The sequence below is a fragment of the Lutibacter flavus genome (assembly GCF_900188355.1).
In the GTDB taxonomy this organism is placed as follows: domain Bacteria; phylum Bacteroidota; class Bacteroidia; order Flavobacteriales; family Flavobacteriaceae; genus Lutibacter; species Lutibacter flavus.
Window position 1 is genome coordinate 374,744 of the sequence record NZ_FZNX01000003.1, and the last position, 21,703, is coordinate 396,446.

Below are 21,703 nucleotides of genomic sequence, written 5' to 3' on the forward strand. Positions count from 1 at the left end.
TTTTTTATTTTTTTTAGATTTAAAACAAAAAAAAGTAAGCCAATTAAATTAACTCACTACTATAACCTTTGAGTTAAATATTATTTTTTTTATGAAATAATAAAAATAACAATCTATAATCCAATTATTTAACAAAATTAACCATCTATAAAGGTAGATTTCCTAATTTTAAGATTGGTTGAAATCACTTCTTTTTGAAAATCCTTTGGAGCTGTATTTTCAATACGGTTAATTAATAATTCAGCTGCTTGTTCACCCATTAAATAACCATGTTGCTCAACACAAGTTAATGGTGGTGAAGTAAATTCAGAGATGAGCCCACTTGTAAAACCAATGATTGCAATATCGTTTGGAATAGATAATCCTCTCTCTTTAGCTATAATTAATGCATTAGCAGCATATATTTCATTTACGGCTAAAATTGCATCTGGTGGATTAGGAACATTGATAACTTTTTCAATTTGTTGATATAAGTTTTTGCTATCATCAATATAATATATTAAACTTTCATCAATTGTAATTCCTTTGTTTTTTAAAGCTTTTAAATAACCTTGCTTTCTTAATGAACCAACAGTTACATAATCTTCAGTTGTTATAAGGGCAATCCGTTTTGCACCAACTTCCATAAGATGATTTGCCGCTTTATATCCCCCTCCAACATCATCAATAACAACTTTATCACAGTTAATTTCATCTATAATTCTATCAAATAATACCAATGGAAATTCGTCTTTTGTCAAAGATTTAAAATGATCGAATTTTTGATTTTCTTGTGTTTCTCTTGCAACGGATACAATTAATCCATCAACACTTCCATTAGTTAATACATTAAAATTTAACACTTCTTTTTCGTAAGATTCATTTGAAACACAAACCATAACATTATACCCCTTTTGATTTGCATAATGCTCAATACCGTCTATTACTGTTGAAAAAAAATGATGTACAATTTCAGGAATAATAACCCCAATAACTGAGGTTTTTTGATTTCTAAGTTGTAAGGCTAAATTGTTTGGTTTGTAGTTATAATAATCTGCATACGCTTGAATTCTTTCACGCACTTCTTCACTTATTTCATGGCTTCCTTTTAATGCTTTAGAAACTGTTGAAATAGAGACTCCAAATTCACTTGCTATTTTTTTCAGGGTAATTCTCGGTTTCATTTATTTATAGGCTGTTTTACTAATTTACAAATATAAAATTAAATAGATTAGGCAATGTGCTTTATTTTTTATTAATTTACAAATGTAAAAAATACGCTTATTAATTATTTTAAACCTAAAACTAGTATGAACAAATTAATTTAGATGAAAAAAATCAGACTAAAAAGGGTAAAACTATCCTTTTTAGTAATTAATTATGTAATGAATTAACACTTTTTGATAATGATTTACCTTTTTTTTCAATTTTTTAAGGAAAAAAGCCCATCAACTCTAACGTTAGAGTAAAAAAGTTATAAACACGAAAACGTTTGCGTAGGTGTCAAAGTAACATAAATCGTTGTTAAGTAAATGTTAACTTCTTAACTTCACACTGTGAAATGTAGTAAAAAATAGTACAATTATTTAAAACAAACCTTAATTATTAATTAACTTAAAATAGATGAAAAATTTTAGATTTTATTTGTTTAGTGTCGTACTTCTATTTCCTGTATTAATGTTTTCTCAACAAACAATAAAAGGTACAGTTACAGAAGCAACAGGTAATACAGTTTTACCTGGTGTAGGCATTATAATTAAAGGAACTACTAAGGGTGCAGCTACTGATTTTGACGGAAACTATTCTATAGAGAACGTTAAATCAGGAGATATCTTAGTATTCTCCTATATTGGATTTATTGCACAGGAAATTACTGTTGGAAACAACAATACTATTAATGTCTCTTTAAAAGAAAGTGCAGAATCTTTAGATGAAATTGTTGTTATCGGTTATGGTACTACAACTATTAAAGATGCAACCGGATCCGTTGCTGCCGTTTCTGAAAAAGATTTTAACAAAGGAAATATTGTTACGCCTGCTAGTTTAATTTCTGGTCGTGTTGCTGGTGTTAACATTACAACAGATGGTGCTCCAGGTGGAGGTTCTGCTATTAGAATTAGAGGAGGGTCTTCTTTGGGAGCTTCTAACGATCCTTTAATTGTAATTGATGGATTACCTATTACTAATTCATCTGCAGATGGATCCAGATCCATTTTAGCGTCGATAAACCCAAATGACATTGAGTCAATGTCAATATTAAAAGATGCATCTTCAACTGCTATTTATGGTTCAAGAGCATCAAATGGGGTAATTATTATTACTACCAAAAAAGGGAAATCAGGATTTAATATAGATATTAATTTTAAAGCTGGTTACCAAACTATAGCAAACAAAATAGATGTATTTAGCGGTGACGACTTTAGAAATTTAATTACTGAAAGAGTTGCTGCAGGTCAAGGTGGCATAAGTATTGATCAACTTGGAAATGCCAACACAAACTGGCAAGATGAAATTTACGAAGAAAAATTTACGTTTGATCAATCAATTGCAGTAAGTGGAGCTTTATTTAAAAATGTTCCTGCCAGAGTATCTTGGGGTAATACCAAACAACCTGGTTTAAGAAAAACTTCCAAATTTGAAAGAAACTCTTTAGCATTTAATATTAACCCATCTTTATTAGAAGATCATTTAAAAATTAGCATTAATGCTAATATTAGTTCTGAAAATAACAGATTTGCGGCTGGCGTTGAAGGTGCTGCTCTTTATTTTGACCCTACACAACCTGTGTACGATGCAACATCTCCATTTGGTGGTTTCTTTGAATACCACACAAATGGTATTAGAGACAATGCAGGTAGAAACCCTGTAGCTAATTTAATGTTAAGAGATGATACTAGTATTGTTGATAGATTGTATGGGAACGTAAAGTTTGACTACAAAATTCATTCATTACCTGAATTAAGTGCTGTTGTTAACTTAGGTTACGATAGATCTTATGGTGTTGGATCAAACATACTTTCAGCAGAAAGCATTAATGGTTTTAGATTTGAAGAAGATGGTGTTGTATCTTACATTGGTGAAGAAACTGAATATACTAGTGAACGGAAAAATGTATTATTAGATGCATACCTTGCTTATAATAAAGAATTAGAAAATTTAAATATAGAAGCTACTGCAGGTTATTCTTATCAAAAGTTTACTTCTGAAGATTTTAGTACTGGAAATATGAGAGATCCGGAAGCTGAAAGAGATGTAGCTACAGATCCTGATGTTGTTTTACTTGGTTTCTTTGCTAGAACTAATTTATCTTTTATGGATAAATATTTATTGACCTTATCTTATAGACGAGATGGAACGTCAAGATTTAATTCAGATAACAGATGGGGTAATTTCCCGGCTGCTGCATTAGCCTGGAAAATTAGTGAAGAAGATTTCTTAAAAGATTCTGAAGTAGTTTCAAGTTTAAAATTACGTCTGGGATGGGGTATTACTGGTCAACAAGATATTCCTGCTTCTTATGCATTCTTAGGAAGACATCAAACTGGAGATAGTTTTTCACAATACATTTTTGGAAACTCTGCAGTGATAGTTGGTATTCCACAATCTAAATTTGAAGATATTAAATGGGAAGAAACAACCACATACAACATAGGTTTTGATTATGGATTGTTTAATGATAAAGTTTCAGGTTCTATTGAAGTTTATTTGAAAGAATCTAATGATCTTTTAGCAAATGTAGCTGTTGCCGATGGTTCTAACTTTAGTAATGCTGGTTGGCAAAATATTGGTCAGTTTACTTCAAAAGGTTTAGAATTCTCTATAGGTTCTGATATTGTAAGTACAGATGATTTGAATGTGAATGTAAGTTATAATTTAAACCTAAACAATACTGTAATTGATGAGCTTGCCTTTGGTCAAGATATTGAAGTTGGTGGTATTGGTGGTGGTACTGGATCTAGAATTCAGGTTCACAGAGAAGGATTTGCTCCTTATTCCTATTTTGTATATAAACAATTATATGATAACGCTGGTGCTCCTATTGAAGGTGCTTATGCAGATATTAACCAAGATGGGATTATTAATACCAGCGACCGTTATATCTACAAAAAACCAAATGCAGATATAAATATGGGGTTCCAAACAGGAATTAATTATAAAGACTTTGATTTCTCTTTTAATTTAAGAGCTAGTTTTGGAAATTATATGTATAATAATGTTAACTCATCCAGAGCTCAATATAATTTATTGCAAGATGTAACTGCTTTAGGAAATATTCCAACAGCTGTATTAGAAACTAATTTTGTTGAAACATCAAATGTTTTAATTTCAGATTATTTTTTAGAAAATGCATCTTTTCTTAAAATGGACAATTTAAATTTTGGTTATACATTTAACAATTTCAAAAAGGATATCTCAAGTATTCGTGTTTGGAGTGGTGTGCAAAATGTATTTACCATTACTAATTATAGTGGATTAGATCCTGAAATTTTTAGCGGTATTGATAATACAATTTATCCAAGACCAAGAACTTTCTTAATGGGTGCTAATATTAAATTTTAAAAAAACAGAAAATGAAAACAAAAAATATATTTAAATTATTATTTTTCTTTTTTGGGATCCTAATTTTCTTTAGTGCTTGTACTAATGAATTAGATGTGTCTCCAAAAGATGATGACGAATTTTTATCTGAAGATTTTTATAGCAGCTCTGATTCATATAGACAGGCATTAGCTGGAATCTACGGAAACCTTTCGTTAACTGGAACCACAGGACCAGCCTCTTCTAACTTGCAAGGTATCGACGCAGGTACTAGTCAATATGCAAGAGCATTATGGTACCTAGAAGACTTAGCTGCTGATGAAGTAATTTGGTCTTACGAAAATGATGAAGGTGGAGCTGTAAAGGCAATTCAAAGAAATACCTGGAGTGCTTCAAACACAATACTTTTAGGATTTTTTAGTAGAGCTATGTTTAGTGTAGCATTGACAAACGACTTTTTAAGACAATCTTCAGAAGAATCATTAGCTTCTAGAGGTCATTCAGCAATGTCAAGTGAAATTAAAACTTACAGAGCTGAAGCTCGTTTATTAAGAGCTTTATCATATTATCATTTAATGGATTTATTTGGGAAAGCTGCATTTGTAACAGAAAATGACCCAATTGGTGTTTATCAAGGTCCTGAATATAACAGAGAACAATTATTTCAATTTATTGAATCAGAATTGTTAGCAATAGAAGGTGATCTTGTTGGATCAAATCAAAATGAATATGCAAGAGCTGATAAAGCAGTAGCTTGGATGATTTTAGCAAAAATGTATTTAAATGCTGAAGTATATCTTGGTCAGAATAAATATTCTGAGTGTTTAACTTACTGTAACAAAATAATTAATGGAGGCTTCTCATTGTCTTCAGATTATTTTTATAATTTCCTTGCTGATAATGATTTTAATGAAGCAGGTCAAAACGAGATTATTTTCCCATTAGTAGTTGATTCTAAAGTGACTCAAAATTGGGGAGCTACAACTGTTATTATTAATGGTGAAGTTGGTAGTCTTGAAGGAAATGCCGTTCCTCTTGGTGTAGATAATGGATGGGGAGGTGCATTAAGAGTTAGAGAACAATTTGCAAATAAATTTTTAAATGGAGATGTTCCTTTAACTGACGCTAGAAATACATTAATTACAGAAGGGCGCGAAGCTACAATTGAAGATGTTGGAGATAGAGATGCTGGTTATGTAATTACTAAATTCAAAAATATTGGTGTTGATGGAAGTCGTGGTGGAACTCACTTTGAATTTGTAAATACTGATTTCCCTTTATTTAGACTTGGTGATGTATATTTAATGTATGCAGAAGCAGTTGTTAGAGGTGGTTCTGGTGGAACTATGAATGAAGCCGTTGATTATGTGAATGCATTAAGAAACAGAGCAAATTCAGCTACAATAACTTCAAACGATTTAACATTAAATTTCTTAATTGATGAAAGATCGAGAGAATTACATTGGGAAGGACACAGAAGACAGGATTTAATAAGATTTGGTCTTTTTACTGGAGGAAATTATAATTGGGCCTGGAAAGGTGGAAGCCCAAACGGTATCGCATTATCAAGCCATTTGGATATTTATCCAATGCCAGCAAACAATATGGCTGCCAATCCTAATTTAACTCAAAACCCTGGTTATTAACATAAAATCAAATTTAAGATGAAAAACATATTTAAATTTTTGTTCTTGTTAACCTTTGTTGCATTTATATCTTGTGACAATGAAGATCAAGAACTCTTAACAATATCGGCGGTGGGAAGCAGTCAAATTACTGCCCCAGCCACAGGAGCTGTTTATGTTCTTAATCCAGAAGAAGAACTAACAAACACAATAATTACTTTAACTTGGAACGATGCTGATTATGCTGTTCCAACTGCAGTAAATTATAAGGTTGAATTTGCAAAAGCAGGAACCTCTTTTGCTGAACCATTTTTAGCAGGAGCAACTTCAAACACTTTCTTATCTTGGAATATAACTGAATTTAACGGCGCAGCTGTGAGTTCTGGTTTAACTCCATTTTTAGAAGAAGGTATGGACATTAGAGTTACTTCAACAGTAGGCTCTTTAGACAGTACGCCTCAGGTTTCTGAGCCAATTACTGTTTATGTTACTGCATTTACTACAGATTTACCAAAAATAGCTGTACCAGGAAATCACCAAGGTTGGGATCCTGCATCAGCACCATTATTAGCTGCTTCAGGATTTGGTCAAACAGATTATGTTGGTTATGTATGGTTAGATGGTGGTTATAAATTTGTAGCTCCAAATGAAACCGGAGGTTTCTTCTGGGGAAATACAGATTGGGGAGACGATGGTACTTTTACTGGTAAATTAGTAGAATCTGATGAATCAGATGGTACTGCAACTGCTGGTTATTATTATGTAAATGCTGATACTGCAGAGCTTACTTATTCTGCTACTCCTGTAAATTGGGGAATAATTGGTGCTGCAACTCCAACAGGTTGGGATAGCGATACTGATTTAGTTTATGATGCTGCATCTAAAACTTTATCTGTTGATATTCATTTAGTGCCTGGACCTTTTAAATTTAGAGGTAATAATGAATGGGGAGCATTTGATATAGGAACTTTAGATGCTGATGGATTTTTACAAGGAGGTGGTGATTTAACTTTTGACGGTTCAGAAGGAAATTATCACGTTGTTTTAGATTTAAGTAATCCTAGAGAATATACTTATAGTGTTACAGCTAATTAATTAAATTAACTTTTTAAAATGATGAAATATTTAAATAAAATAATAGTTCTTTTGGTTTTCTCAATGGCATTTATTGCTTGCGATGAAAACGAGAACTTTGAAATATTACCAGCTCAGGAAAGTTTTCAAATAGTTACACCATCAAACGGTAGTGTAATTGTTTTAAATGATACTAATTTAGATAATAATGCTTTATTTATTTCTTGGGAAGCGAACAACCAAACTGATGCAACATTTAATGTTGAAGCAGCTAAAACAGGTACTGATTTTGCTACTTCTTATTTAATAGGAACAACTCAAGAAAGTAGCTTTGGTTTAACAGTTGATGAACTAAATGATTTTTTATTAGATGTTATGGATTTAAATCCTGAAGAAGCATCTAGTATAGATCTTAGAATTTCTGCGAATGAAAATGTATCGCAAGTGGTATCAGTAATTTTAACTCCTTATAAAGTTGAATATTCTGAATTCTATTTGGTAGGTTCTCTAACAGGTTGGGATCCTGCAACTTCATTACCAATGACAAATACAGGTTTTAACACTTTTGAAATTACAGTTGACCTTGCAGATGGCGATGCGTTTAAATTCCTTCCACAAAATACTGGATGGGATGGTGATTGGGGTAAAGACCCTAATAATGACGGTTCTTTAATTTCAGAAGGAGAGCAAGATTTAAGTGGATTTACTGCTGGTAAATATAAAATCAATATCGATTTAAACACTTTTACGTATACTGTTGAAGAAATTACCTCTCCAGGTGAATTATACATTGTAGGTTCATTAAATGGATGGGATCCTGCGAATGCTTATCCAATGAATTTGGTAAGTGAGGGTGTATTTGCATTAGCTATTGATATTACAGATGGTACTGAATTTAAATTCCTTCCTCAAAATACCGGATGGGATGGAGATTGGGGTAGCGACCCTAACAATCCAGGTTCAATAATTCAAGATGGTGAAAACAATGTAAGTGGTTATGCTGCTGGAAAATATGTAGTTATTGTAGATTATAACACACTAACTTTTAATGTTTCTTCTGTAAATAGCCTAAATGTAGTTGGTTCAATTAATGGATGGGACAATGGTTCTGCTCTTCAAATGGGTGAAGCTAGTTTAGGAGTTTTCTCTCTTGTAATGGATTTACCTGATGGTGCAGAATTCAAATTTTTACCAACTCTTGGAAGTTGGGATGGAGATTGGGGTGCTGACCCTAATAATGACGGTATGGTAGTACAAGATGGTGAAAATAACCTTAGTGGATTTGCCGCTGGAAAATATATAGTTTCAGTTAATTTTAATACACTTAGTTATAACGTTTCTAGTATTACTGGTGCTCCTTCTTCTGTTTTTATGGTTGGATCATTTAGAGGTTGGAGTAATGATGCAGATAATCCTGAATTTACGCAAACAGCTGATGGTGTGTTTGAAATCACTCAAGCTTTAGGTGCTGGTGACGAATTTAAATTCGTTCCTGTTGCTGGAAGCTGGGATAACGACTGGGGGCAAAGCAACGCTTCAAAAGGTGTTTTAGAACAAAACAGTGAAGACAATGTAAAAGTTGAAACTGCAGGTAATTATAAAATCACCCTCAATTTTAACACTGGAACCCTCTCAGTTTCTTTACAATAATTTATATTGCAAAGGCTGTTCTAAAGAACAGCCTTTGTTTTTATTAATAATCATAATTAACATTTAAAAGCTCATTTTGTATGAAAAAAGTAGTATTCTTAATTACTTTAATTATTAGCAACCTTGCTTTTTCACAAGTTAGCACTTCGCCTGCATTACCAACATCAACAAGTGAGATCACAATTTTATTTGATGCTACAGGAACAGGTTTAGACGGTTATACTGGTGATGTATACGCTCATACTGGTGTAAAAATAAATGATGCTGATTGGCAAAATGTTATTGAATCTTGGGGAAACAATACTACACAACCTAAATTAACTCGAATCTCAGGAAATCAATACGAATTATTAATAACTCCTGACGTTTATTCATTTTACAATGTTGCCACAAGTGAAACAATTACTGGATTAAATTTCGTTTTCAGATCTACTGATGGAAATCAACAAACAGCTGATTTATTTGTAACTCTATATGAAGAAGGGCTAAATTTAACTTTTACAGAACCTGAAAATGGCAGTGCTTATAATTTAAACTCAACTATTACTATTTCGGCAGAAGCATCAACAAATGCTGATTTAGAACTTTTTGTGAATGGTATTTCGCAAAAAACAACTTCAAATACAATTAGTATATCAACCTCATATAAATTTACTTCAACAGGTACATATACGCTAAAAGCTACTGCAACTTCTAGTAGCGAAACCAAAGAAACTGAAATTTCAGTTTATGTTAAAAACCCAACTCAAAACCAAACAATGCCTAGTGGTGTTAAAAATGGTTTTAGTGATAACGGAGATGGAACCGTAACATTTGTGTTATTAGCTCCAAATAAAACTGATGTTTTATTAATTGGTGATTTTAATAACTGGGCAATTAATGAAAATTATCAACTTTATAAAGACGGCGAATATTTTTGGATTACTTTAAATAATTTAGATCAAAATACTGAATATGCATATCAATATTTAGTTGATTACACTATTAAAATAGCCGATCCTTATTCAGAAAAAATTTTAGATCCTTGGACGGATCAATACATAAAAGATGGAAATTACCCTAATTTAAAAGCATACCCTGATGGTTTAACAACAGGTTATGTTTCTACATTCAAAATAAATGAGGAAAATTATTCTTGGAATATTTCAAATTTTTCAAAACCAGATCAACATAATTTAATTATTTATGAATTGTTGGTTAGGGATTTTACTGAAAGTGATTCATATACAGAGGCAATAACACATTTAGATTATTTGGCTTCGTTAGGTATTAACGCAATCGAGTTAATGCCTGTAAATGAATTTGAAGGAGCTGATAGCTGGGGATACAATCCAGCTTTGTATATGGCTTTAGATAAATCATATGGAACAAAAAATGATTTTAAAACTTTTGTGGATGCCTGTCATGAGCGTGGAATTGCAGTATTAGCAGATGTTGTTTTTAATCATTCATACGGCCAATCTCCAATGCTTCAAATGTATTGGGATAATTTAAACAATAGACCTGCAGCAGATAATCCTTGGTACAATCAACAAAGTAATTTTTCAAACCCAAGTGCACAATGGGGTTACGATTTTAATCATGAATCTTCTTATACAACCTCTTTTTTTAATGATGTTTTGGATTATTGGATGACTGAATACAAAATAGACGGATTTCGATTCGATTTTACAAAAGGATTTTCAAACACGCCTTACGGAACATCAAGTTGGGGAAGTACTTATGATGCATCAAGAATTGCTATTTTAAAAAATTATGCTGATCAGGTTTGGAATCACAGTCCTTCAAACAAACCATATGTAATATTTGAGCATTTAGCAGATAATTCAGAAGAAACAGAATTGGCTAATTATGGAATTATGCTTTGGGGAAATATGAATCATGGTTACAGTCAAAATACAATGGGCTTTAACAGTGAAACTGATATTTCCTTGATTTCATACAAGCAACGCGGCTGGAACAGTCCAAATGTTGTTGGTTATATGGAAAGTCACGATGAGGAGCGCTTAATGTATAAAAATTTAGAATTTGGAAATAGTAGTGGCGATTATAACGTAAAAGATTTATCTACTGCATTATCAAGAGAGGAAACCGCAGGAATGTTCTTTTTTACCATTCCAGGGCCAAAAATGATTTGGCAATTTGGAGAATTAGGTTATGATTTTTCAATTAATACTTGTGACGATGGAACAACCGTTAGTAATGACTGTAGATTATCAAGAAAACCAATTAAATGGGATTATGCAACTAATGTAAACCGGAAACAAATTTACAATACTTGGGCTACCATGATTGCATTTAAAAAGGAATATCCTGAAGTTTTTAACACAACTGATTTCAATTTAAATGTGGGTGGTTTGGTTAAATCAATTGTACTAAAACATGCATCCATGGATGTGGTAATTATAGGTAATTTTGATGTAACTAATAAATCTATTACAACCAATTTTACTAAAACCGGAATCTGGTATGAATACTTTACTGGTGAAGAGAAAAATGTAACGAATACAACCCAAGCATTTACTTTAGTTCCTGGCGAATATAAAATGTATTCAACTCAAAGAGTGTTTGATCCAAGGGGTGGAACATCAAATGATGACAGTGACAATGATGGAGTTGTTGACACCGAGGATTTATGTCCAAATACACCTTTAGGGCAAAATGTGAGTACAACAGGTTGTCCAACTTTTTCATTGGCCTCCAATAATTTTGAAATTGAAATCATAAGTGAAACTTGTCCAAATAAAGATAACGGACAACTAATAATAAAGGCAAATGAAAGCCATAACTATTCAGTTACAGTAAATGGTAAAGTATATCCATTTACAACTGATTTAACTGTAAGTGATTTACCTCCTAATACTTATAATTTTTGCATAACAATTAATGGAACTACCTATGAGCAATGTTATTCTATAGAAATAAGTGAAGGAATAGTAATTTCTGGAAAAACAGCTTTAAGCTCTAAAACTGCAACCGTTGAAATTACTGATGGAACAGCACCATTTGAAGTGTTTGTAAATAACAAAGTTATTTTTAAAACCAACGCACCTTCATTTAATATTGATGTTAAACATGGAGATATTGTTCAGGTTAAAACAGCTGTATCTTGTGAAGGAATTTACTCTAAACAAATCGATTTATTTGACAAAATTACAGCCTACCCAAATCCAACAAAAGGATTGTTTGAAATTGTATTACCAATTTCAAACAAAGAAGTTCTAATTGAGGTTTACAATATTCAATCTCAATTAATTTCAACAAAGACTTACACTGTTTTGGATGGAAAAGCACAACTTAGCTTATCAAACAATCCTACTGGATTGTATTTTGCAAAAGTTTATTTAGAAGAACCTAAACTTCTTAAAATTTTAAAAAATTAGTTATTACAATTAAAAATCTTAAGCAAAGAGTACTATTTATTACTCTTTGTCTTAAGTAAAAACTTTAAAAAAGCATTCCAGTAAGCCTCATTTCCATCGGTTGAATCCCATAATGCTTTGGCTCCATGAATCCCATCATTTGTTGGTATAAAATGTGTTAGATTTTTTTTATCAATTAATGAAACTAATTCCTCTAAAGCCACTGCCTCTTTTTTAGATGATGCAACAAAAACTGGTTTTGAAATATTTTCAATAGAATTTTGAACGTTAATTGTTTTAAAATACTCTCCCGGACTAAAAGCTACTACCGATTTTACTTTTTCTGAATTCGTTCCAATTAATAATGCCAATGTTGCCGAATATGAGCTTCCTACAAGAATAATTTGTTGTCCTCCATTCATTTCATACATATAATCAATAGCGGCCTCTATATCTTGTTTAGCATCTAAATAATTAGTTGGCAATTTTTTTTCTTTTGCTTTAGCCGCTGTTTGATTTTTGATACCATTAACTTCCCCTCCAGACCTCTGATCAATGGCAATACTTGAAAAACCATAATTGCATAACTTTCTGGCAATCTCTTTATACTCTCCTCTGCTATAACCTGCCTGATGGCATAATAACAAGGTAGGTTTTTTATTATTTACTTCATAAAGATCTCCAGAAATTGGTAAACTATCTTTTGAATAAAAAATAGTTTTAACTACAAAAATATTTGGAATCTTTAAAGTATCTAAATCTTCTGAAATAACCATCGCTTGGCTATCAACTTCACTTTTTTTATTTGATAAATCACACGAGATTAATATCAAACTAATTGCTATTAATAGATATCGCATTTTAATAATTTTAACTTAAATATACAAATTAAAAATTTGATTTATATAACCTAGAACACACTGCAAATCCAAATTTAATTCAAACCCAAGAATTCTAAAATTTTAATTACATTTAAACTAATAATATTATTTTAAATTAAATTGAAGTAATTATTAACTAAATAAAAACCCTCTCAAATTTGGGGTTGGAGAGGGAAAATTGCTATGAAAAAGATATAAGCTAAGTGCTTATACCACAAATGTAACTTAAATAACATAAAATAAACATGACAAAAATCAGGGATTCAAATATTTTTATAAAATTAATAATCCAACCTATCTTAAAAGAATTTCTTAGAAAAAAACAACCAATTACACAAATTTTTAGTTCTTCCAAATTTTACGAATAAGCTAACTTTCAAAACAAAACTAACCACATTTATTAAATAGAAACATTCCTAATTATTTTTTAAAAAAAGTAAATGTAAATCCATAGGGTAAAAAATATTTTTGATGAAAAAATATAAAATCCCAATTTTAGGTTCCAGAATATTTCGTATTTTTAATTTGTTATTACCTGCAATTAAAACTTGGTTTTAAAAATGAGGATAATGTTGTGGGTCTAATTCTATACATAATATTTTTTATGAGACTTGCTTCAATTGATATTTTAAGGGCAATTACAATGGTTCTTATGATTTGGGTTAATGATTTTTGGACATTAACTGACATCCCAAAATGGCTAAAACATGCAAATGCAACCGAAGACTATTTGGGGTTTTCTGATATTATTTTTCCATTATTTTTATTCATTGTTGGTTTAAGTATCCCTTTCGCTATAAAAAATAGGTTAGATAAAGGTGACTCAAAATTATCAATTGCTAAACACATAATTATTAGATCTGTATCATTATTACTGATTGGATTTTTTATGGTCAATTATGAAACTGCTCATGACGAAAGTATAATTATTGGAAAAACATTTTGGGAATTATTAATGGCATTTGCTGTTGTATTGATTTGGACAAATTGGAAAAAGAGCCCTCTTAATAAGAAATGGCATTCGTATTTACAGATTTTAGGTTTTGCTATTCTTATTTTTTTAGCAATCATTTATAAAGGCGGTGAAGATGGAGCCACTTGGATGACAACACAATGGTGGGGTATTTTAGGACTTATTGGTTGGGCTTATATTATAAATGCATTGGTTTATTTGTACTCAAAAAGATCTTTAGTAATAATGTCATTATTATGGTTAATATTGATTTTATTGGCAATGATAAATCACTCTGAATTATCTATAAATTTTGGCGGTTTTTCCAGCTACTTTTCAACTATCTTAACGGGAACTATTCCAGCATTTACTGCGGCAGGAATTGTTGCAACGCTGCTATTTAAAAAAATGTATAAATTAGGTGTTAAATGGAGTTATTTAAGCCTTTTAGTTTTAGGAGTTCTAAATTTAATATTTGGTTTTGGAACAAGATCAATTTGGGGAATTTCAAAAATACAAGGAACTCCATCTTGGTTAGGAATTTGTACAGGAATAGGTTTTTTACTTTTTGCTCTTTTATACTATATAGCAGATGAGAAAAAAATAACAAATTGGGCCAAAATAATTGCTCCTGCCGGCACAGCTACTCTAACCTGCTATTTAATCCCTTATTTTATTTATCCTTTAAGAAGTATTAGTGGAATAAGCCTTCCTGATTTTTTAACTCACAATAGTATTGGACTCATAGCCTCCTTTGCTTTTGCTATTTTGATTGTCCTATTCACAGGTTGGTTAGAAAAAAAAGGATTTAAATTAAAACTATAATCACTTAAATATAATTAAATGAAAAAACCGATTATTTTACTGTTTGTATTTCTTTTTAATACTATTTTTTCTGAAGCTCAATCCAATTTTCCAGTTGTAGGTTTTTGTATTTCTGCGCCTTCTAAAGAAAATGTTGAAGAATTTGTCCGCTTTATTGATACTGAATTAGCGCCTTCGGGAATTAACACCTTAATTTTAAGAGTAGATTTTAACTATGCTTATAAATCGAGACCAGAGCTTCGAGATGACAATCCATTATCCTTAAAAGATGTAAAATCGTTAGTTGCAATTTGTAAAAAGAATAATATTAATTTAATACCTCAAGTGAACTTATTAGGTCATCAAAGTTGGGAAAGTACTTTAAACAAATTATTAAAAGTATATCCTGAATTTGATGAAACCCCTTTAGTAAAACTCCCAAAAAAATATGAATGGCCAAATTCTGATGGGCTTTATTGTAAAAGTTATTGCCCTTTGCATCCAGAGGTTCATGAGGTAGTTTTTGACTTAATTGATGAAATTACAGAAGTTTTTGAAGCAAAGGATTTTCACGCTGGTATGGATGAAGTTTTTTTCATAGCCGATTCTAATTGTCCAAGATGCAAAGATAAAGACCCTGGTGAATTATTTGCAGGTGAAGTTTCTTTACTAAGCAATCATTTAAATGAAAGTAACAAAAGGCTGTGGATTTGGGGAGACCGATTAATTGATGGTTCCGTTTCTGGTATTGGAATGTGGGAAGGAAGTTTAAATAATACCCAAAAAGCTATTGACTTAATTCCAAAAAACGTAGTGATTTGTGATTGGCATTATGAAAAGGCATTACCAACTCCGGCATATTTTTCTTTAAAAGGCTTTGACGTGTTGGCTTGTTCCTGGAGAAAACCGGAGGTAGCTCTTGAACAAGTTAATATGATTGACAAATTTAGAAATAATTCAACACCAGAAATGAGAAATCATTTTTTAGGAGTTATGCATACTTATTGGTCCTCTGCAAAAAATTTCATGGATAATTACAAAGAAGTAAATCCTCCTAACAATGAAGAAGGAAATGAAATTGAATGCTTTAAGGAAATGGTTAATAATGTTAAAAAACTAAGTGCAAAATCAAATTAATTTTTAGTCGGTTTTAAAATTCCATATTTGCCCAATTGTTTCTCCTCCTTTGCCATCTTTAACAACTACGTACCAATAATAATTTTTAGAATTTTCAATAGTTATATTTAACGATTTAACTGCAAGATTTGATTCTATTTTTGTATTTGGAGGATTCATGGTATCAAAAAAGACATCAAACAATAATGGGTCATTGTCAACATCACTAGCATCCCAATTTAAAGTGGTTGTTTCTTCTGTTTGTATAGAATTTAATTTTGGAGTTATAAGATCTGGAGAAAATGGAAGGTGATTGATTTCTCCTTCCCCCTCGGTATAAAAACTATAAACGGATGAAAAGCTACTTGCTAAATTTTTACTGTCAATTGCTTTTACATGCCAATAATAGGCAACTCCTTTCTCTAATGATATAGATTGTTCTGTTGCCGATGTGGTATAAGTAAATTCTATAGAACTAAAATAATTGTCTTTTGAAACTTGAATTTGATAAGTTAAAATATCTCCATCTGGATCAGTTGAAGAACTCCAATCAAAATTTAAAACATTATCTGTACATAACAAATCATCAGTTGGATATACTAATGAGGGTACAGTTGGAGCATTATTAATTGGATTCGGGGGTTGAACAGGTTCATCCCCTCCCCCTCCACAAGAAACTAATATTAATGCAATAAATACAATATTGATACACTTTTTCATTTTATTTATTGTTTAATAATTTTTAGAGTAACAATTTCATCTAAATAAACCTTAGCTACATAAATTGCGGCTGGTACATTCTTAATATTTAATTGAACTTTTCCATTATTAATAGAATAATTTCTATTTGAAATTAATTTTGATGAAATAGAAAATAATTCAATTTTCACTTCCTTAATTGAGATTGGAACTTCAATTTCAAATTCCCCTGTCGTTGGGTTTGGATAAGCTATTAATTCCTTGTATAAATCAATAGGTTTTGAGTAGACTCCTTCACAAGTATTTGCAGCTTTAACTTCAATTAAATCTCCATGTTTCAAATCTTCAATAAAAAATATTGAATTTATTGTTTGAAACATCCTTTTCCCATTAATAAATATAGAATACGGTATTGTTCCATCTATTATTTCAATTGTTGCTTTATTGTAATTAATAGTTGACTTTCCAGAAATCGTGATTCCTTCATCTATAGTAATGGAATAACATTGAGAAAAATTATCAAAACCCGGAATAGTTATACAAAACTCATATTTCTCTGGTGCTAAATTTAATATTGTTTGAGACTCATTAAAATTATATTGTACTCCGTTTAGTGCAAGATTGTAATTATAGCTATTATCTAAAGCTGTAATAATTAGTTTACCATTGTTTTTATTTGGACAAGTTTCACTAACTGTTTCAATTGTAAAGTTACTTGATGGTAAAAAGAAACAACCATTAGCATCTACTGTAGCTCCTATTGGAGTATTTGGACAAATATCAATACTATTTATAATTCCATCTTCATCCTCATCTTTATCCACTTGGCTATCTGAGCATCCAATTTCATTAACAACTTCACCCGCTGGTGTATTTGGGCATTGATCAATGTCATTCATAATACCGTCCTCATCATCATCTTTCTCACTCTCTGAACAACCCATGTCATCTACTGCTTCTCCATTTGGTGTATTTGGACATTGATCTTCATCATTCATAATTCCATCCTCATCGTCATCTTTTTCACTCTCCGAACATCCTATTTCATCTACTTCTTCACCAATTGGTGTATTTAGACATTGATCAATGTTATTCATAATACCGTCTTCATCATCATCTTTTTGACTTTCTGAACAACCAGTTTCATCTACTTGTTCCCCGATTGGTGTATTTAGACATTGATCTTCATCATTCATTATACCATCCTCATCATCATCTTTTTGACTTTCTGAACAACCAGTTTCATCTACTTCTTCCCCGATTGGTGTATTTGGACATTGATCTTCATCATTCATGATACCGTCTTTATCATCATCTATAAAATCTGAACAATCAATACTATAATCAGCATTATCATCTTTCTCCCAATCTTCAGGAATATTATTAATTAAGGATTGATCAACCTGAATACAAGTTAATTCGGAATTATTCAACGCATTTAAAAAAATAAGTTTTGAATTTTTAGAAATATCAATTCCTCCTGACATTTGATTGTTTTCAAAAATTAGATATAATAAATCAGCATTATTATTTAAGTATAAATTAGAAAGTTGATTCTCCTCACAATCCAAATATTCTAAGGTCAGATTATTGCTTACATCTAAATTAGTAAGTTGATTTGACCATACAACTAAGGCTTTTAGCAAAGTATTATTACTAACATTTATTGAAGGTATCTGATTACTAAAACAATCTAATTCTTGTAATAAAGTATTTGCACTTATATCTAAACTTTCAATGTTATTTATTCCACAAAATAAAGTTTCTAAAACTGTATTTTTACTAAGGTCTAAACTTGTTAATAGGTTTTCCTCACAATCCAAATATTCTAACAATGTATTTGAGCTTACATTTAAATCTGTTAGTTGATTTAACCAAACTGTTAATGAAGTTAACAAGCTGTTTTTACTTAGATCTAATGCCGTTATTTCATTATTATAACAATCTATTTCTTTAAGCAAGGTGTTGTTATTAACATTTAAACTTGTTAGAGAATTTACTCCACAATATAAGTTTTCTAAAACAGTATTTTTACTAACATCTAAATTGTTAAGCTTGTTCTCTTCACAATCTAAAAGTTCCAATGCAGTGTTGGCGCTTACATCTATATTTGTTAATTGATTTATCCAAGTAGATAATGACGTTAATAAGCTGTTTTTACTTAAATTTATTGAAGTTATTTTATTATTATAGCAATCTAATTCTTTTAATGCGGTGTTGTTACTAACATCTAAGCTTGTAAGGGAATTTACTCCACAATATAAAGTTTCTAAAGCTGTATTTGTACTCAAATTTAAATTTGTGAGTTGGTTTTGTTCACAATCTAAATATTCTAAAGCTGTATTTGTACCTAAATTTAAATTTGTCAATTGATTTACCCAAACCACCAACCCCATCAATTTGGTGTTTTTACTTAAATCTAATGAAGTTATTTTATTACTGAAACAATCTAATGCAATTAATTCCGCATTCTCTCTTACATCTAAATTTGTGAGTGAATTTAAGCCACAATACAATGTTTCTAATTCTTTATTTGTGCTTAAGTTTAAACTTGTTAGTTTGTTATCTTCACAATCCAAATATTCCAATGCTGTATTTGCACTTAAATTTAAAAATGTGAGTTCATTATAATAACAATATAACTCTCTTAATACTTTATTATCACTTACATTTAGACCTACTAAATAATTCCCTCCACAGTACAATGTTTCTAACTTTGTATTCTTGCTAATATTTAAACTACTAAGTTGATTTTCCTCACAATCTAAATATTCTAATGCTGTATTTGCAGCTAAATTTAAACTTGTAAGTTGATTTACCCAAACTACCAATGTAATTAACAAAGTATTTTTACTTACATCTATAGTAGTTAATTGATTGTTATAGCAGTCTAATTCTGTTAATGCAGTATTTGTAGATAAGTTTAATTCAGCAAGTAAATTTGAGCCACAATAAAGAGTTTCTAATTCTGTATTAGCCGTAATATTTAAATTGGAAAGTTCGTTCTCAGCACAATCTAAATAAAGTAGGGCTTTATTATTAATAATATCTAAACTTTCAAGTTGATTTTTCCAAACCGTTAAATGTGTTAATGCAGTATTTTTACTAACATCAATTGTTGTGAGTTGATTGTCGTAGCAATTTAAATCTTTAAGGCTAACAAAATCTTGAATACCCGTTAAATCTGAAATATTTTTAGATTCTAAATTTAATGAAATAACAGCATTGATATTACTTGTATTAACATAATCATCTAATACATCATCTAAACCCAAATCAATTAAGGCCTGTTCAAAATTATCATCAGGAACATATGTTTGATTTACAATATCGATACTAATAAAACCACTGCTAAATAAAAAGATTATAACTACTGTGAGTGTGTGAAATTTATTCAAAAACATTACAAAATAATTTAAATAAACCTGAATTTACAAACCTATTTAATTATATTAAATGACATTCATCAAAAATAGATATGACATTTATCAACTCGTAATATATTATTTATTATTTTAATATTTTCTCTACTTATTTATTCTTATTTCAACAATTAGAATTACCCTTCTGCAGTAAAATTTTATAAACAAAAAAAGATGGTAATAATAAGGCAATCAGATTTATAAAAATAAATCACCTTAGCAATTAACTTTTAAACTTTTTTCCTAGAAGTTGACTTTCAGCAGAAAATAAACAATTAATAAAAAAGATATTAAGGGTATTAAATCGAAGGAAATTTGGAAAATCATTTTTGAAATATTTAGCTTATTTTTAGTAATAACATTTGGTTATATTCTAATTCTCATTTTAAATTTTACATCTCAAAAAACAAAAATTCAAAATTAAGTTTCCGATTTATTAAAACATTACTTTTAGAAGCACCTTATAATTATATATAAAAATCATTTATATAGACCCCCTCTCCCTTGTATTGAAGCAATAAAAAAGCCTAATTATCCTTTTAATCGAATTATACATATCTTAAGAACAAACAGAATAATGGGTCTATTAATATTCCTACTTTTATATTTTAAACATTAAAACTCTTATTTAGTATCTCAAAAATGTTTTGAACCTCTTTTTTTACCTTACGATTAGTGAGAAGTAGTATTTTTTCAATGATGGAAAAAATAATTACATCATTTTAAAAAATTAACAATCTTAAATCAGCTTATTTTATGACGAAAATCAATAGCTATTATGCAACACATCATTGCTATCAATCATAATTCTTATTATTTTTTACTAATTATATAATCAAATCATTTGATTATGAGAAAAAATTATTCAATACGAAAATTTCTCTCATTATTTATTCTTTTCACTATCATAAATACTTGTTCTAAAGATGAATCTAACGCACTTTGTAATACTTTTTTAGAATGCCAAGAAGGTACTGTTTGGATTGATAATGCCCTATATACTGATGAAATAACATATATTAGGTTTATAAATAAATATGAATATATTATTAGAAGTATTCAACAAGTTTATGACAGCAAAAAGAGAGTGCTATAGCAACCATTATATAAGTCAATTCTGGGGCAAAATAAACATTGTAGAAAATACTATGAATAATTTGGAATTTACAATCTTACCACCTGACTGGGAACTAAATACAGTTGAGTTCACATTCATAAAATCGGATAAAACTCTAAATTTGACTTTTTGTATTTATGATGAATATGATAGTCTAATATTATCTACCGAGAGTGTTTTAATTAAATCAATTGTAGATGTTAATGAATTCTCTATTTGCAATGTGGACAAATTTTTATTTAATAAAAAATCCTACTATTTCTAGTAGGATTTACTTTGGTGGGCAATGAGGGATTCGAACCCCCGACCCCCTCGGTGTAAACGAGGTGCTCTGAACCAACTGAGCTAATTGCCCTAAGCGGATGCAAATATATAATTAGATTTTAATTACACAAAGCTTTTTCACAAAAAATTTAAATAATTTTCAATAAAAATTCACCCTTAAATTAAAATATAAAAAAACTCTGAACCAATAAGTTCAGA

Annotated in this window: 12 protein-coding genes and 1 tRNA gene; 8 read left to right on the top strand and 5 right to left on the bottom strand. The window is 30.2% G+C overall.

Features of this window, described 5'->3' with window-relative positions:
* Window positions 1-137 precede the first annotated feature (137 nt).
* A complete protein-coding gene (locus CHB63_RS10605) occupies window positions 138-1,163 on the bottom strand; it encodes a LacI family DNA-binding transcriptional regulator (RefSeq protein ID WP_089378429.1) in 1,026 nt (341 codons plus the stop codon).
* A gap of 439 nt (window positions 1,164-1,602) precedes the next feature.
* Between CHB63_RS10605 and CHB63_RS10610 the strand changes: the two genes are divergently transcribed.
* From CHB63_RS10610 to CHB63_RS10630, 5 genes are all read left to right on the top strand, one after another.
* Complete coding sequence (locus CHB63_RS10610; protein WP_089378430.1) at window positions 1,603-4,539, top strand: SusC/RagA family TonB-linked outer membrane protein; 2,937 nt, start codon at window positions 1,603-1,605, stop codon at window positions 4,537-4,539.
* 11 nt (window positions 4,540-4,550) lie between these two features.
* Window positions 4,551-6,164, top strand: a complete 1,614-nt coding sequence (locus tag CHB63_RS10615; protein ID WP_089378431.1) for a RagB/SusD family nutrient uptake outer membrane protein — start codon at window positions 4,551-4,553, stop codon at window positions 6,162-6,164.
* 18 nt (window positions 6,165-6,182) lie between these two features.
* The gene (locus CHB63_RS10620; protein WP_089378432.1) at window positions 6,183-7,238 is read left to right on the top strand and encodes a SusE domain-containing protein; all 1,056 of its coding nucleotides are present in this window, start codon (window positions 6,183-6,185) and stop codon (window positions 7,236-7,238) included.
* Window positions 7,239-7,256: 18 nt separating this feature from the next.
* The gene (locus CHB63_RS10625; RefSeq protein WP_089378433.1) at window positions 7,257-8,867 is read left to right on the top strand and encodes a SusF/SusE family outer membrane protein; all 1,611 of its coding nucleotides are present in this window, start codon (window positions 7,257-7,259) and stop codon (window positions 8,865-8,867) included.
* 80 nt (window positions 8,868-8,947) lie between these two features.
* A complete protein-coding gene (locus CHB63_RS10630) occupies window positions 8,948-12,250 on the top strand; it encodes an alpha-amylase family glycosyl hydrolase (protein WP_089378434.1) in 3,303 nt (1,100 codons plus the stop codon).
* Between the two features lie 32 nt (window positions 12,251-12,282).
* On the opposite strand, the gene CHB63_RS10635 is transcribed toward CHB63_RS10630, so the two are convergent.
* The gene (locus CHB63_RS10635; protein WP_089378435.1) at window positions 12,283-13,089 is read right to left on the bottom strand and encodes an alpha/beta hydrolase; all 807 of its coding nucleotides are present in this window, start codon (window positions 13,087-13,089) and stop codon (window positions 12,283-12,285) included.
* A gap of 625 nt (window positions 13,090-13,714) precedes the next feature.
* Here CHB63_RS10635 and CHB63_RS10640 point away from each other — a divergent pair.
* Both CHB63_RS10640 and CHB63_RS10645 read left to right on the top strand, forming a co-directional pair.
* Window positions 13,715-14,887, top strand: coding sequence for a heparan-alpha-glucosaminide N-acetyltransferase domain-containing protein (locus tag CHB63_RS10640; RefSeq protein WP_089378436.1), 1,173 nt, complete (start codon window positions 13,715-13,717; stop codon window positions 14,885-14,887).
* An 18-nt stretch (window positions 14,888-14,905) separates the two neighbouring features.
* Entirely contained in the window at window positions 14,906-16,003 is a 1,098-nt protein-coding gene (locus CHB63_RS10645) for a family 20 glycosylhydrolase (protein WP_089378437.1), read from the top strand.
* A 3-nt stretch (window positions 16,004-16,006) separates the two neighbouring features.
* Here CHB63_RS10645 and CHB63_RS10650 read toward each other — a convergent pair whose 3' ends face one another.
* Together CHB63_RS10650 and CHB63_RS10655 are read right to left on the bottom strand one after the other, a co-directional pair.
* A complete protein-coding gene (locus tag CHB63_RS10650; protein WP_089378438.1) occupies window positions 16,007-16,702 on the bottom strand; it encodes a hypothetical protein in 696 nt (231 codons plus the stop codon).
* 5 nt (window positions 16,703-16,707) lie between these two features.
* Complete coding sequence (locus tag CHB63_RS10655; RefSeq protein WP_089378439.1) at window positions 16,708-20,085, bottom strand: leucine-rich repeat domain-containing protein; 3,378 nt, start codon at window positions 20,083-20,085, stop codon at window positions 16,708-16,710.
* Window positions 20,086-20,953: 868 nt separating this feature from the next.
* Between CHB63_RS10655 and CHB63_RS17050 the strand changes: the two genes are divergently transcribed.
* Window positions 20,954-21,199, top strand: a complete 246-nt coding sequence (locus CHB63_RS17050; protein ID WP_141107298.1) for a hypothetical protein — start codon at window positions 20,954-20,956, stop codon at window positions 21,197-21,199.
* A gap of 298 nt (window positions 21,200-21,497) precedes the next feature.
* On the opposite strand, the gene CHB63_RS10665 is transcribed toward CHB63_RS17050, so the two are convergent.
* Window positions 21,498-21,575, bottom strand: a tRNA-Val gene (locus CHB63_RS10665).
* Window positions 21,576-21,703 lie beyond the last annotated feature (128 nt).

Coding starts and splice junctions, on each gene's coding strand:
- CHB63_RS10605 (WP_089378429.1), bottom strand. CDS start 1,163: ATGAAACCGAGAATTACCCTGAAAAAAATAGCAAGTGAATTTGGAGTC.
- CHB63_RS10610 (WP_089378430.1), top strand. CDS start 1,603: ATGAAAAATTTTAGATTTTATTTGTTTAGTGTCGTACTTCTATTTCCT.
- CHB63_RS10615 (WP_089378431.1), top strand. CDS start 4,551: ATGAAAACAAAAAATATATTTAAATTATTATTTTTCTTTTTTGGGATC.
- CHB63_RS10620 (WP_089378432.1), top strand. CDS start 6,183: ATGAAAAACATATTTAAATTTTTGTTCTTGTTAACCTTTGTTGCATTT.
- CHB63_RS10625 (WP_089378433.1), top strand. CDS start 7,257: ATGATGAAATATTTAAATAAAATAATAGTTCTTTTGGTTTTCTCAATG.
- CHB63_RS10630 (WP_089378434.1), top strand. CDS start 8,948: ATGAAAAAAGTAGTATTCTTAATTACTTTAATTATTAGCAACCTTGCT.
- CHB63_RS10635 (WP_089378435.1), bottom strand. CDS start 13,089: ATGCGATATCTATTAATAGCAATTAGTTTGATATTAATCTCGTGTGAT.
- CHB63_RS10640 (WP_089378436.1), top strand. CDS start 13,715: ATGAGACTTGCTTCAATTGATATTTTAAGGGCAATTACAATGGTTCTT.
- CHB63_RS10645 (WP_089378437.1), top strand. CDS start 14,906: ATGAAAAAACCGATTATTTTACTGTTTGTATTTCTTTTTAATACTATT.
- CHB63_RS10650 (WP_089378438.1), bottom strand. CDS start 16,702: ATGAAAAAGTGTATCAATATTGTATTTATTGCATTAATATTAGTTTCT.
- CHB63_RS10655 (WP_089378439.1), bottom strand. CDS start 20,085: ATGTTTTTGAATAAATTTCACACACTCACAGTAGTTATAATCTTTTTA.
- CHB63_RS17050 (WP_141107298.1), top strand. CDS start 20,954: ATGAGAAAAAATTATTCAATACGAAAATTTCTCTCATTATTTATTCTT.